The sequence below is a fragment of the Streptomyces sp. NPDC001970 genome (assembly GCF_053594115.1).
Window position 1 is genome coordinate 131819 of the sequence record NZ_JBSFDW010000001.1, and the last position, 13621, is coordinate 145439.

Genomic DNA, 13621 nt, shown 5'->3' on the forward strand with positions numbered 1-13621 from the left:
GCGGGAGCATGGAGTCATCGGGAGCCCGGTGAGTGGCTCCCAGTCGAGGACTCGAGGAGCCCACCATGGCCGCACTTGCCCGCCCCCGTGACTGGGGGCACCTCCCACGCCGGAGGCGTAGGGGGAGCATGATCGGCGGAGTGTGCGCAGCGCTGGCACGGCGCTTCGGCACCTCCGCGACCACGATGCGCGTGATCTTCGTGGTCTCGTGCCTGCTGCCCGGCCCGCAGTTCCTGATCTACCTGGCGCTGTGGCTGCTGCTGCCGTCCGAGAAGAGCGCGTCGACCGCCTGGTGACGGCGCCTTGACAGCGCGCAGGGGCGCACACCCGCACCGGGTGTGCGCCCCTCTCGTCGTCCGCGGGTCAGCGCAGCGGCAGACCGCCGAGGAGACCGGTGGCCGCCTCGGCGGGGCCGAGAAGACCGGTGGCCTGCTCGGCGGGCCCCGGCGGCAGCGCGTTCGCACCTGCACCTTCGACGGCCTGCTGGACGGCGGAGGCGACCGCCGGGTTCTGGAGGAGGGAGACGGCGTTGAGCGGGGTGCCGACCTCGGGGAGCTGCGGAGCGGCGGAGGCCGTACCTGCGGCGGCAGCGGCGAAGGCGGCACCGAGCGCGGCGACACCGAGGGTCTTGGCAGCGTGCTTCATCAGCGACTTTTCCTTGGGGAGGGGGAATATGAGCGGCTTTGCAAGCTAGCCAGCGTGAACTCCGCGCCGCAAACGGCCGTGCCGACGAAAAGGGCCGGGAGTTGACGCTCCCGGCCCCTTGCCGCTGCCCGCGCTCAGCTCTCGTCGGGGAAAGACTCGCTGGTCGTGACGGTCTGACGGAACAGCCATTCGGATTTCAGCTCCGCGTAGCCGGGCTTGATCACGTCATTGATCATCGCGAGGCGTTCATCGAAAGGAATGAACGAGGACTTCATCGCATTGACGGTGAACCACTGCATGTCGTCGAGCGTGTACCCGAAGGTCTCGGCCAGATGCTCGAATTCACGACTCATGCTGGTGTTGCTCATCAGCCGGTTGTCCGTGTTGACGGTGGCCCGGAAGTGCAGCCGCCGCAGCAGTCCGATGGGGTGCTCCTCGTACGAAGCGGCCGCGCCCGTCTGCAGATTGGACGTCGGGCACAGCTCCAGCGGAATGCGCTTGTCGCGTACGTACGCGGCGAGACGGCCGAGCTTCACCGTGCCGTCGGCGGCGACCTCGATGTCGTCGATGATGCGGACGCCGTGGCCGAGGCGGTCGGCACCGCACCACTGGAGGGCCTGCCAGATCGACGGCAATCCGAAGCCCTCACCGGCGTGGATGGTGAAGTGGTTGTTCTCGCGCTTGAGGTATTCGAAGGCGTCGAGGTGGCGGGTGGGCGGGTAGCCCGCCTCGGCACCCGCGATGTCGAAGCCGACGACGCCCGAGTCCCGGTAGCGGTTGGCGAGTTCGGCGATCTCCAGGGCGCGGGCGGCGTGCCGCATGGCGGTGAGCAGGGCGCCGACGCGGATGCGGTGCCCGTTCGCGCGTGCGCGGCGCTCACCTTCGCGGAAGCCCTCGTTGACGGCCTCGACGACCTCTTCGAGGGTCAGGCCGTCCTCCAGGTGCTGCTCGGGGGCGTAGCGCACCTCGGCGTAGACGACACCGTCCTCGGCGAGGTCCTCGGCGCACTCGAGGGCGACGCGCGTCAGCGCCTCACGGGTCTGCATGACGGCGCAGGTGTGCGCGAACGTCTCCAGGTATCGCTCCAACGAGCCGGAATCGGCGGCCTCGTGGAACCAGATGCCCAGCTTGTCGGGCTCGGTCTCGGGAAGGGACTCGTAGCCCGACTCGCGGGCGAGATCGATGATCGTGCCGGGGCGCAGCCCGCCGTCGAGGTGGTCGTGGAGCAGCACCTTCGGGGCGCGGCGGATCTGGTCCGCGGTGGGCCTGTCAGGTCCGGGGGCGGTTCCCCGGGATGACACATGGGTGGTCTGCCTCATCTCCGCACTCTAGTCCCTACGCGCGTAGAGGGCGGCTCCACGAACCACCTGTCGATACGTAACAGTGACCGTGCGGACGGGTGGAGTACACCCGCACTTCTGAGACTGTTCTGCCATGGCACACCACGCACTGCCCCGGCGGTGGGGGCGTCCGGCCGAGGCCGGAGCGGCACAGGCCCGTCTCGAAGCGAACGTGACGCGAGGAGGCAGTTCGGTGGTACGGCCGAGGCTGGGTCGGCCGGTCCGGGGAACGGTGGCCGGCCCGACGCCCGCGGACGGGGCCGTGAGCGGGGTGGTGCTGCTGCTCCCGGACGGTGAACCGGAGTCGGCACGCGGGCCTTCGGCCGTGTCGCACGCGGCCGCGCTGCCGCTGGCGCGCTCGCTGGCGCGGGCCGGGCGCGCCGACGGACTCGTCGCCCACGTCGTGCGCTACCGCGGGCGCGGCTGGAACGGACCCGACGCACGGCTCGCGGCGGACGCCGCATGGGCGGCGGACGAGGCGATACGGCGGTACGGGGACGTCCCCGTGTGCCTCGCCGGGCACGGCATGGGCGGCCGCGCCGCGCTGCACGCAGCCGGGCACGGTGCCGTCAACTCCGTGCTCGCTCTCGCCCCTTGGCTGCCCCCGCAAGACGTGGCGGCGCAACCCGAACCGGTGAAACAGCTCACCGGCCGCCAGGTCCTCATCGTCCACGGCACGAACGACGCGCGTACGGATCCGGAGCTGTCGTACCGGCTGGCCGAGCGCGCGAAGAAGTCCAACCGGGACACCTGCCGCTTCGAGGTGCACTCGGACGGCCACGCGCTGCGTCAGTACCAGACGGAAGTCCTCGCCCTGGCCTCCGACTTCGTCCTCGGCGCGCTCTTCTCACGCGGGTACGCCCGCCCGGTCGCGGACGCGCTGGCGGCGCCGCCGCCGCTGGGGCTGCGGATGCCGCTCGCGGCGGGCTTCGGGCGCTCGCTGCGGCACTGACACCTCGACGCCGGCCGAGACCACGACGCCGAACCACGACCCTGCACTGCGGCGCTGCACCACGACGCCGACGCCGCGACGCCGCCCGCCTCCCCGCCGGGTCAGTCCGGCAGCAGATTCCCGCGCCGCGACAGCAGGAACTTCTTGAACGCCGCCACCGGTGCCGTGTCCGGATGCCCGTCGAGCCAGGCGACACCGACCTCGCGCACCGCGCGCGGGGCCGTCACCGTCAGCTCGACGACCCCGGGGCGCGGCACCGCGGGCGGCGGAAGCAGGGCCACGCCGAGGCCCGCCGCCACGAGGCCGCGCAGGGTCTCGGCCTCCTCGCCCTCGAAGGCGACGCGCGGGACGAAGCCCGCCTCGGCGCACAGGGCGTCGGTGATGCGGCGGAGACCGTAGCCGGGTTCCAGGGTCACGAAGGTCTCGTCCGCGGCCTCGGCCAGGCGGACGCGCTTGCGCGTGGCGAGGCGGTGGTCGTCGGGGACGACGAGGCGCAGGCGCTGCTCGTCGAGGCGGCGGGCGACCAGGTCGGGCGCGTCCGGGATCGGCGAGGTCAGGCACAGGTCCAGCTCTCCCGCGCGAAGGCGCTCGATCATCGCCTCGCCGTAGTTCTGGACGAGCGTGAAGCGCACCCGGGGGTGGTTGACGCGGAAGGCGCGGATGAGCTCGGGCACGGTTTCGGAACCCATGGTGTGCAGGAAGCCGAAGGCGACCTTGCCGCCGGAGGGATCGGCGTCGGCCCGCACGGACTCCGCGGCCCGTTCGACCTCGGCGAGGGCCCGCTCCACGGCCGTGAGGAAGGTGCGGCCCGCCGCGGTCAGCGACACCGTCCGCCCCTTGCGCGTGAACAGCGCGACTCCCAGATCCTGTTCGAGCCGGACCATCGCCCGTGACAGCGTCGACTGCGGCACGGCCAGCTCCTGCGCGGCCCGGGTCACATGCTCGTGCCTGGCGACCCCGGCGAAGTACGCGAGCCGCGGCGCGAGCAGCAGCCGCATGTCTTCTTCGTAACTGCTCGGTGACAGGCGAGCCCCTGAGCTGTAGTCATGCGCCATGGGAACGATTAAAGCCGTTCCATGCATTGGACGCATCAGAAGGACGTGTCTACCTTCGAGGTATGCCTTCCGCCAGTACCGGGGCGCCCACCACCGTGGGTGCCCTCACCTCGCCGTCCCCTCAGCTCGCCCCCGGCCTGCCCGGCTACCGCCGCATGAGCTTCGCGCTCTTCGCCGCGGGCGTCGCGACCTTCGCCCTCCTCTACTCCACGCAGGCCCTGCTCCCCGCCGTCTCCGCCGGCTTCGGCGTCACCGCGAGCGCGGCCAGTTGGACGGTCTCCGCGGCCACCGGCGCACTCGCCCTGTGCGTGCTGCCGCTGAGCGCGCTCTCCGAGCGCTTCGGGCGGGTGCGGCTGATGACGGTGTCGCTGGTGGTCGCGACCGCGATCGGACTGCTGGTGCCGCTCGCGCCCGACCTCGAGTGGCTGGTCGTGCTACGCGCGGTGCAGGGCGCGGCGCTGGCCGGGATCCCGGCCTCGGCGATGGCGTATCTCGCCGAGGAGGTGCGGCCGAGGGCACTCATCGCCGCGATCGGCCTGTTCGTCGCGGGCAACAGCATCGGCGGCATGAGCGGCCGGATCGTCACCGGCTGGGTCGCCCAGCTGTGGGGCTGGCGGGCGGCGCTCGCCGCGGTGGGTCTGATCGCCGTGGTCTGCACGGTCGCGTTCCGGCTGCTGCTGCCGAAGGCACGTCACTTCGCCCCCGGTTCGCTGAACCCGCGCGCGCTGGCGGAGACCGTCCGCGGTCACCTCTCGGACCCGCTGCTGATGCGGCTGTACGGGATCGGCGCGCTCTTCATGACCGTCTTCGGCGCGGTCTACACGGTGATCGGCTACCGCCTCGTCGACGCCCCCTTCAACCTCGCCCAGGGCGTGGTCGGTTCGGTCTTCCTCGTCTACCTGGTCGGTACGGTCTCCTCCGCGGCGGCCGGCAGGCTCGTCGGCCGCATGGGCCGGCGCGGCGCGCTGTATCTCGCGGTCGGCACGACGGCGACGGGGCTGCTGCTCTCCCTCGCGGACTCCCTGACCGCGGTCCTGCTCGGCCTGGTCCTCATCACTGCGGGCTTCTTCGCGGGCCATGCGGTCGCCTCGTCCGAGGTGAGCCGCACCGCGAAGACCGGCCGCGCCCAGGCGTCGGCGCTCTACCAGTCGGCGTACTACCTGGGCAGCAGCGCGGGCGGCACGCTCGGCGCCGTCGCCTTCCACTCCGGCGGCTGGGCGGGCACCGTCCTGCTGGGGCTGCTCGCGGTCCTCGGCGTCGTGTCGATCACCCTGTACGGCACGTACGCGGCCCGGGCGAAGGAGCCGCGGCCCGTCCTGAGGACGGCGGCCGCCCACCATTGAGGAAATCTCCGGAAATCCACGGCCACTTCCCTGCAACTCCGGCACCCCTGCAAGCGTCCAACGGTAGAGCAACCGCTCTGGCGCCCAGGGGAGTTGGTGACCGTGGAACGTGCAAGGAGCATCACGAACATACGGAGACGGGGCGGCGTCGCCCTCGGCATCACGGGGATGGTGGTGCCGCTGACGCTGGCGCTCGGCGCCGCCCCGGCGCAGGCCGCCTCGTGCAACATGAGCACCGGGCCGTACCAGAAGCAGGTCGAGAAGTTCCTCGGCCTCCGCGTCGACGGAAGGCAGTCGGCGAGCGACTGCCAGGCGATCAAGGCGTTCCAGGCCAAGCACGGCATCACGCCGACGATGGGCTACGCCGGGCCGATCACCTGGCGCACGATGAACACGATGCTGGCGCAGAAGGCGGCGGGCAGCACGCCCAACAAGGCCGGCAAGTGTCCGACCAACAAGGGCCGCATCGCCTGTGTGGACCTGACCCGGCAGCTGAGCTGGATCCAGGACGGCTCCCGGCTGAAGTACGGCCCGGTGCCCGTGCGGACCGGACGGGACGGGGCGGAGACCCGGACCGGCTCGAAGAGGATCTACTACCGCAACCTCAACCACTGGTCGACGATCTACCACGTGTGGATGCCGTACTCGCAGTTCTTCGACGGCGGGATCGCGTTCCACTCGGTCACCAAGTCGATGTACAACCCCCCGGGATCCGGCGGCTGCGTCAACATGCGGTCGGCGGACGCCAAGGCGTACTGGAACCTGCTGAAGAACGGGGACGACGTCTACGTGTACGGGCGCAAGCCCGGAACCTGACCCCCGTTGTCAGTGCCCTCCTGTAGCGTCCGAAGGGCTGGTGCCAAGGGCGACAGGGGTGGACCCGATGAGTGATCTGGCAACGACGCAGGATCTCGACTCCCGGCTGGAGAAGTACCGGACGGAGCTGACCGGCTACTGCTACCGCATGCTGGGCTCCGCCTTCGAGGCGGAGGACGCCGTCCAGGACACGATGGTCCGTGCCTGGAAGAGCTTCGAGAAGTTCGAGGGCAGGTCGTCCCTGCGCTCGTGGCTGTACCGCATCGCGACGAACGTGTGCCTGGACATGCTGAACGCGGGCAACCGCCGGGCCCGCCCGATGGACCTGTCCCCCGCGACGCCGGTGGCGCAGGCCCAGCTCAACGCCCGTCCGGAGATCACCTGGCTGGAGCCGGTTCCGGACGGGCGCGTGCTGCCGTCGGTGGCCGATCCGGCCGAGACGGCCGTCGAGCGGGAGTCGATCCGGCTGGCGTTCGTCGCGGCACTGCAGCACCTGCCGCCCAAGCAGCGCGCCGTGCTCATCCTGCGCGAGGTGCTGGCCTGGAAGGCCGCCGAGGTCGCCGAGCTGCTGGGCACGTCGGTCGCCTCGGTCAACAGCGCACTGCAGCGCGCCCGCGCCACCCTCGCCGAGTCCGAGCCCCGGGAGTCCGACCCGGCCGACCCGCTCGACGAGGAGCAGCAGCGGCTCCTGGAGCGCTATGTCGCCGCCTTCGAGGGGTACGACATGAAGGCCCTCACCGCGCTGCTCCACGAGGACGCGACGATGTCCATGCCGCCGTACGACCTGTGGCTGCGCGGCCATGACGACATCGTGGGCTGGATGCTCGGAGTGGGCGAGGTCTGCCGCGGCTCGAAGCTGGTCCCGACCGTGGCGAACGGCTCGCCGGCGTTCGCGCACTACCACCCGAGCCAGTCGGGCGAAGGGTACGAACCGTGGGCGCTGATCGTTCTGGATGTCTCGGACGGCAAGATCGGCGGGATGGACTTCTTCCTGGACACCAAGCGCTGGTTCCCGCTCTTCGGTCTGCCCGACCGGCTCAGCCGCGAGGACTGAGCGCGGGCGGCCGGTCCGGCTCGGGGTCCGCATCCGGCTCGGGGTCCGCATCCGGTTCCGGGCCCGCGTCCGGTTCCGGGCCCGCGTCCGGCTCCGGCTCCGGGTCGTCGCCGAGCCCGACGAAGTCGAGGAGCGCGAGGAGTTCGGCCCCGGCGTTCCTCAGCCGCAGCCCGCGGCCGAGCCGGTGCGCCGTGAGCCGCAGCCGGGCGATGGCGTTGACGGCCGCGAGGTCGGCGACGACCAGCCCGCCGGCCTCGCAGATCACGTCACCGGCATCCCCGGCGGTGACGGCCTGTGCCTGCAGATGCGCGCACAGCAGCGGCACATCGGCCGGGGTGACCCGGCCGATGAGCTCGAGAACGATCGGCTGTCCTGTGCTGTCCACATGGAAGAGACCCCTGGCGTGGCGATAACTCATCGCCACGGGCCCCTTCGTGCCCCGCGGCGTGCCCCCGCGTGGGTCCTGCCTCCGCAGGCCGATGCGGTCATGGGCATACGTCAGGACAGCGTGTCGGTGCGTCACCGGGGCCGGCATGCCGAACGGGACCGGCGGAGACCCGCCGATCCCGTTCACCCGGACGAGGAAATCCCAAGTCAGGCGATTCGTCCCAGCACCACCGGGCTCGCCTCGTGCGCCGTGCCCGCCGGGGCGATGTCGTACGCGCCCTCCAGGGACTCGAGGGCGTAGTCGAACTTCTCCGGGGTGTCCGTGTGCAGCGTCAGCAGCGGGGCGCCGGCGGTGACCGTGTCGCCCGGCTTGGCGTGGAGCTCGATGCCCGCGCCCGCCTGGACCGGGTCCTCCTTGCGGGCCCGGCCCGCGCCGAGGCGCCAGGCGGCGACGCCGACGCCGTACGCGTCGAGACGGGTGAGGACACCCGAGGAGGGGGCCGTCACGACGTGCTGCTCGCGGGCGACCGGGAGGGCCGCATCGGGGTCGCCGCCCTGCGCCGCGATCATCCGGCGCCAGACGTCCATCGCGGAACCGTCGGCCAGCGCCTTCGCCGGGTCGGCGTCCTTGATGCCGGCCGCGTCGAGCATCTCGCCGGCCAGCGCGAGCGTGAGCTCGACGACGTCGGCCGGGCCGCCTCCCGCCAGCACCTCCACCGACTCGCGGACTTCGAGGGCATTGCCCGCGGTGAGGCCGAGCGGGGTCGACATGTCGGTGAGCAGGGCGACGGTCCTCACGCCGTGGTCCGTGCCCAGGCCGACCATGGTGGAGGCGAGTTCGCGCGCGTCCTCGATGTTCTTCATGAAGGCGCCGGAGCCGACCTTGACGTCCAGGACCAGCGAGCCGGTGCCCTCGGCGATCTTCTTCGACATGATCGAGGAGGCGATCAGCGGGATGGCCTCGACGGTGCCCGTGACATCGCGCAGCGCGTACAGCTTCTTGTCGGCCGGTGCCAGGCCGTCGCCCGCCGCGCAGATGACCGCGCCGGTCGTGTCGAGGACGTGCAGCATCTCCTCGTTGGACAGCAGCGCCCGCCAGCCGGGGATGGACTCCAGCTTGTCGAGGGTGCCGCCGGTGTGGCCGAGACCGCGGCCGCTCAGCTGCGGCACGGCCGCGCCGCAGGCGGCGACGAGCGGTGCCAGCGGCAGGGTGATCTTGTCGCCGACGCCTCCGGTGGAATGCTTGTCGGCGGTCGGGCGGGACAGCGACGAGAAGTCCATGCGCTCGCCGGACGCGATCATCGCGGCGGTCCAGCGGGCGATCTCGGCGCGGTTCATGCCGTTGAGCAGGATCGCCATCGCCAGCGCGGACATCTGCTCGTCGGCGACCTCGCCGCGGGTGTAGGCGTCGATGACCCAGTCGATCTGCTCGGGAGTGAGTTCGCCGCGGTCCCGCTTGGTGCGGATGACGGAGATGGCGTCCATGTCTTTCCGGATTCCTTCCAGGTACGAAAATGTCGCGGCCCCTCCGCCGTGGGGGAGCGAAGGGGCCGCGGGTCTAGCCGAGCTTCTCCGGCCCGAGCTTCTCGGGCCCGAAGGCCAGCGGAAGCATCTCGGCGAGCGTCAGGATGCCCGCCGCGGTCTCCAGCAGCAGGCCGGGCCCGCCGAACTCGTACAGCAGCTGACGGCAGCGCCCGCAGGGCATCAGCACTTCGCCGTTCCCGTCGACGCAGGTGAAGTGCGTGAGCCGGCCGCCGCCCGAAGCCTGCAGCTGCGAGACGAGACCGCACTCGGCGCACAGGGACAGCCCGTACGAGGCGTTCTCGACGTTGCAGCCGCTGACCGTGCGACCGTCGTCGACGAGGGCCGCCGCGCCGACGGGGTAGCCCGAGTACGGGGCGTAGGCGTGGGACATCGCGTCCCGCGCCGCCTCGCGCAGGGCCTCCCAGACGGCGGAATCGGCGGCCGACGCCGGAGACGTCATTTGCCCTGTCCCCTCTTGTACGGCAGGCCGTCCGCCTTGGGCATGCGCAGCCGCTGTGCCGACAGGGCGAGGACCAGCAACGTCGTGACGTACGGCGCGGCGTCCACGAACTGGCTCGGCAGCGCGTCGGTGAGCGAGTACCAGGTGAACAGCAGGGCGGAGACACCCAGGGAGATCGCGGCCTGCCAGTGCTTCTTCTTGTACAGCTGCCAGGCGAACACGAGCACCAGCAGGATCGCCAGCAGCAGGAGCATCGCGTGGACGTTCTCGGCGCCGCCACGCAGCTTGAGGCTGTCGGTGAAGCCGAAGAGGCCCGCGCCCAGCGCCATGCCGCCGGGCATCCAGTTGCCGAAGATCATCGCCGCGAGACCGATGTAGCCGCGGCCGCCGGTCTGGCCCTCCTGGTAGATGCCGGTGGAGACGATGGCCAGGAAGGCGCCGCCGAGGCCCGCCAGAGCGCCGGAGACGATGACGGCGATGTACTTGTACTTGTAGACGTTGACGCCGAGGGACTCGGCGGCGACGGGGTTCTCACCGCAGGACCGCAGCCGCAGGCCGAAGCCGGTGCGCCACAGGATCCACCAGGTGGCGGGGATCAGCAGGATCGCGAGAACGGTCAGCACCGACAGGTTGGTGATCAGGCCACCGAGCACGCCCGCGAGGTCCGACACGAAGAACCAGTGCTTGGCCTGGAGTTGGGCCATCCAGTCCGACAGGCCCGGGATGGTGATGTCGGCGATCTGCTCGATGCGCGGGGACTGCTTGGAGGAGCCGCCCGGGGCCTCGGCGAAGGTGAAGTTCGACAGGTAGCGGGTGACGCCGACGGCCAGGATGTTGATGGCCACACCCGAGACGATGTGGTTGACGTTGAACGTCACCGTCATGATCGCGTGCAGCAGACCGCCGAGCGCGCCGCCGACGATGCCCAGCAGGACACCGCTCCACGGGCCCCACTGGTAGCCGGCCCAGGCGCCGAACCAGGTGCCCATGATCATCATGCCTTCGAGGCCGATGTTGACGACGCCCGCCCGCTCGGCCCACAGACCACCGAGACCGGCGAGACCGATGGGCACGGCGAGCTGAAGAGCGCCGGACACCTGCCCGACGGAGGTGAGGTCGTTCGCGCCGCTGATGACACGGACCAGCGAGAACAGCGCAAGACCGCCCGCGATGATGAGCAGGATCATGGGCACGGACAGAGTGCGACGGGCGCGCTTGATGGGCGCCGCGCCGGCCGGGACGGCCGTGGTGGTCACGCGGCCACCTCCTTCTTCATACGGGCCTGGGCGGCAAGCTCCTCGCCGACCTTCTGCTGCTGACGGCGGAGCCCGTACTGGCGGACGAGCTCGTAGGACACGACGACCGAGATCACGATCAGGCCCTGCATGATCGTGGCGATCTCCTTCTCGTAGCCGTACTGGTCCAGATCGGCCGAGGTCTTCTCCAGGAAGGAGATGAGCAGGGCGGCGAAGAAGATGCCGACCGGGTTGTTGCGGCCGAGCAGCGCGATGGTGATGCCCGTGAAGCCGACGCCGACCGGGAAGCTGAGGCTGTACGTGTGGGTCTGGCCCAGCAGGAGCGGCAGACCGGACAGACCCGCGACCGCACCGGAGATCAGCATGGCCGTGAGGACCATCTTCTTGGAGTCGACACCGCTCGCCCGGGCGGCGGACTCGCTGGCGCCGGTGGCGCGCAGGTCGAAGCCGAAGCGGGTGCGGTTCAGCACGAACCAGTAGACGATGCCGAGCGCGAAGGCGATGAAGGTGAAGCCGTAGATCGAGCCGCCCTCGAGATCCAGGCCCGGGAACCGGCCGGACTCGGCGATCTCGCCCGTGGTCAGGTCGTTGGAGCCCGGCAGCTGCACACCGAGGTTGGCGGGCAGGATCATCCACGCGATCAGGCTGGTGGCGATCGCGTTGAGCATGATCGTGGAGACGACCTCGCTGACCCCGCGGGTGGTCTTGAGGACGCCCGCGATACCGGCCCACATGGCGCCGACGAGCATGGCGACGACCACGATCAGCAGGATGTGGAGCGGTCCCGGCAGCTCGACGGACGCACCGACGACGGCCGCCAGCATCACGGCGAGGCGGTACTGGCCGTCCACGCCGATGTTGAACAGGTTCATCCGGAAGCCGATGGCGACGGCGAGCGCGGCGAGGTAGTACGTACCGGTCTGATTGATGATCAGTACCTGCACGTCGGTGAACTCGGCGCTGTTGATCATCAGCTGGTACGGCTCGATCGGATCACGGCCCGATACGAGCAGCACCACCGAGGTGAGCAGGAAGGCCACGACCAGGGCGAGCGCCGGGCCTGCGAAGCCCAGGATCAGCCGGTCCTTGTCGAATTTCCTCATCGGCCCTCACCGTTCTCAGGCTGCTCGTCGAGGCGGCCGGTGGCGGCGCCGGTCATGGCCGAGCCCAGCTCCTCGGGGGTGATCGTGGCGGGGTCGGCGTCCGCGACCAGCCGGCCGCGGTACATCACCCGCAGGGTGTCGGAGAGCCCGATGAGCTCGTCCAGGTCGGCGGAGATCAGCAGCACCGCCAGGCCCTCGCGGCGGGCCTCACGGATCTGGTCCCAGATCTGGGCCTGCGCGCCGACGTCCACGCCCCGGGTGGGGTGCGCGGCGATCAGCAGCTTGGGCTTGTGGCTCATCTCCCGGCCGACGATCAGCTTCTGCTGGTTGCCGCCGGACAGGGAGGCCGCGGTGACCTCGATGCCGGGGGTGCGGACGTCGTACTCGCGGACGATGCGCTCGGTGTCCTTGCGGGCGGCCCTGAGGTCGAGCAGGCCGTGCTTGCTGTTGGGGCTCTCGGTGACATGGCCGAGGATGCGGTTCTCCCAGAGCGGGGACTCCAGGAGCAGACCGTGCCGATGGCGGTCCTCGGGGATGTAGCCGATGCCGTTCTCGCGGCGCTTGCGGGTCGGCGCGTGCGAGATGTCGGTGCCGTCGAGGGTGATCACACCCTTGTCGGGATCACGCATGCCCATCACGCCCTCGATGAGCTCGGTCTGGCCGTTGCCCTCGACGCCGGCGATGCCCATGACCTCGCCCTTGTGGATGGTGAAGGTGATGCCGTCGAGAACCGCGCGGACGACCCCGTCGGAGTCGGTCTCGCTCAGGTGCAGCTCCCGCACGTCGAGCATCGGCACATCGGTGACGGTCGACTCGCGGGTCTCCGGCGAGGGCAGCTCGCTGCCGACCATCAGCTCCGCGAGCTGCTTGGTCGTGGTGGTGCGCGGGTCGGCGGTGCCCACGGTCGTACCACGGCGGATGACCGTGATGTCGTCGGCGACCGACAGGACCTCGCCCAGCTTGTGGGAGATGAAGATGACGGTCAGGCCCTCGGCCTTGAGCTCGCGCAGGTTGTCGAAGAGCGCGTCGACCTCCTGCGGGACGAGCACGGCGGTCGGCTCGTCGAGGATGAGGGTGCGGGCGCCGCGGTAGAGGACCTTGAGGATCTCCACACGCTGACGGTCGGCGACTCCGAGGTCCTCGACCAGGACGTCGGGGCGGATGTTCAGCCCGTACGCGTCCGAGATCTCCCTGATCTTCTTGCGGGCCCTGGCGCCGATGCCGTACAGCTTCTCGCCGCCGAGCACGACGTTCTCCAGCACCGTGAGGTTGTCGGCCAGCATGAAGTGCTGGTGGACCATGCCGATACCGGTGGCGATGGCGTCGGCCGGGCTGTGGAAGGAGACCTGGCTGCCGTCGATGGTGATGGTGCCCTCGTCCGGCTTCTGCATGCCGTAGAGGATCTTCATCAGGGTCGACTTGCCGGCACCGTTCTCACCGACGAGGGCGTGCACGGTGCCCTTGCGGATCGTGATGTCGATGTCGTGGTTGGCGACGACGCCGGGGAAGCGCTTGGTGATGCCGCGCAGCTCTACGGCAGCAGCAGCCGGCGGCGATGACGGACTGGACGCGTTGATGACGCACTCTCCTTGGCGGGAAAGGAGCGAGGGCAGGGCAGGGGGCTGTCGCAGCGGCAGGGGGGTGGGGCGAAGTTATCGCGCCGGAGAGGGTTCTACGCGCGTAGCG

Annotated in this window: 14 protein-coding genes; 5 read left to right on the top strand and 9 right to left on the bottom strand. The window is 70.6% G+C overall.

Annotated features, from left to right (window positions below):
- Positions 1-65: 65 nt before the first annotated feature.
- Complete coding sequence (locus tag ACWCP0_RS00640) at positions 66-296, top strand: PspC domain-containing protein (protein ID WP_451076699.1); 231 nt, start codon at positions 66-68, stop codon at positions 294-296.
- A gap of 67 nt (positions 297-363) precedes the next feature.
- Here the strand turns inward: ACWCP0_RS00640 and ACWCP0_RS00645 are convergent, their stop codons facing one another.
- Positions 364-645: a hypothetical protein gene (locus ACWCP0_RS00645; RefSeq protein WP_451076700.1), complete on the bottom strand. Its 282-nt coding sequence runs from the start codon at positions 643-645 to the stop codon at positions 364-366.
- Between the two features lie 134 nt (positions 646-779).
- Positions 780-1964: an adenosine deaminase gene (locus tag ACWCP0_RS00650; protein ID WP_451076701.1), complete on the bottom strand. Its 1185-nt coding sequence runs from the start codon at positions 1962-1964 to the stop codon at positions 780-782.
- A gap of 292 nt (positions 1965-2256) precedes the next feature.
- Between ACWCP0_RS00650 and ACWCP0_RS00655 the strand changes: the two genes are divergently transcribed.
- Positions 2257-2937 carry an alpha/beta hydrolase gene (locus ACWCP0_RS00655; protein ID WP_451076994.1) on the top strand — a complete coding sequence of 227 codons (681 nt, stop codon included), beginning with the start codon at positions 2257-2259 and terminating at the stop codon, positions 2935-2937.
- Positions 2938-3038: 101 nt separating this feature from the next.
- Here ACWCP0_RS00655 and ACWCP0_RS00660 read toward each other — a convergent pair whose 3' ends face one another.
- Positions 3039-3992 carry a LysR family transcriptional regulator gene (locus ACWCP0_RS00660; protein WP_451076702.1) on the bottom strand — a complete coding sequence of 318 codons (954 nt, stop codon included), beginning with the start codon at positions 3990-3992 and terminating at the stop codon, positions 3039-3041.
- Positions 3993-4054: 62 nt separating this feature from the next.
- On the opposite strand from ACWCP0_RS00660, the gene ACWCP0_RS00665 reads away from it, so the two are divergent.
- The 3 genes from ACWCP0_RS00665 to ACWCP0_RS00675 all read left to right on the top strand — a co-directional run bounded on the left by ACWCP0_RS00665 (position 4055) and on the right by ACWCP0_RS00675 (position 7205).
- On the top strand, positions 4055-5335 hold the full coding sequence (locus ACWCP0_RS00665; protein ID WP_451076703.1) for an MFS transporter: 1281 nt from the start codon (positions 4055-4057) through the stop codon (positions 5333-5335).
- Positions 5336-5503: 168 nt separating this feature from the next.
- A complete protein-coding gene (locus ACWCP0_RS00670) occupies positions 5504-6151 on the top strand; it encodes a L,D-transpeptidase family protein (protein WP_451076995.1) in 648 nt (215 codons plus the stop codon).
- A gap of 67 nt (positions 6152-6218) precedes the next feature.
- Positions 6219-7205 (top strand): sigma-70 family RNA polymerase sigma factor, encoded by a 987-nt coding sequence (locus tag ACWCP0_RS00675; RefSeq protein WP_451076704.1) that lies wholly within the window; start codon positions 6219-6221, stop codon positions 7203-7205.
- On the opposite strand, the gene ACWCP0_RS00680 is transcribed toward ACWCP0_RS00675, so the two are convergent.
- From ACWCP0_RS00680 to ACWCP0_RS00705, 6 genes are all read right to left on the bottom strand, one after another.
- Positions 7189-7623 (bottom strand): STAS domain-containing protein, encoded by a 435-nt coding sequence (locus ACWCP0_RS00680; RefSeq protein WP_451076705.1) that lies wholly within the window; start codon positions 7621-7623, stop codon positions 7189-7191. The two genes, ACWCP0_RS00675 and ACWCP0_RS00680, sit on opposite strands and share 17 nt — an antisense overlap.
- Positions 7624-7799: 176 nt before the next feature.
- The gene (locus tag ACWCP0_RS00685; RefSeq protein ID WP_451076706.1) at positions 7800-9077 is read right to left on the bottom strand and encodes a thymidine phosphorylase; all 1278 of its coding nucleotides are present in this window, start codon (positions 9075-9077) and stop codon (positions 7800-7802) included.
- A 73-nt stretch (positions 9078-9150) separates the two neighbouring features.
- Positions 9151-9576, bottom strand: a complete 426-nt coding sequence (locus tag ACWCP0_RS00690; RefSeq protein ID WP_451076707.1) for a cytidine deaminase — start codon at positions 9574-9576, stop codon at positions 9151-9153.
- On the bottom strand, positions 9573-10832 hold the full coding sequence (locus tag ACWCP0_RS00695; RefSeq protein WP_451076708.1) for an ABC transporter permease: 1260 nt from the start codon (positions 10830-10832) through the stop codon (positions 9573-9575). Before ACWCP0_RS00695 ends, ACWCP0_RS00690 begins: the two co-directional genes overlap by 4 nt.
- On the bottom strand, positions 10829-11935 hold the full coding sequence (locus tag ACWCP0_RS00700) for an ABC transporter permease (protein WP_351229467.1): 1107 nt from the start codon (positions 11933-11935) through the stop codon (positions 10829-10831). Before ACWCP0_RS00700 ends, ACWCP0_RS00695 begins: the two co-directional genes overlap by 4 nt.
- Positions 11932-13548, bottom strand: a complete 1617-nt coding sequence (locus ACWCP0_RS00705; RefSeq protein ID WP_451076996.1) for an ABC transporter ATP-binding protein — start codon at positions 13546-13548, stop codon at positions 11932-11934. The genes ACWCP0_RS00700 and ACWCP0_RS00705 overlap by 4 nt, the downstream gene beginning before the upstream one ends.
- Between the last annotated feature and the right edge of the window lie 73 nt (positions 13549-13621).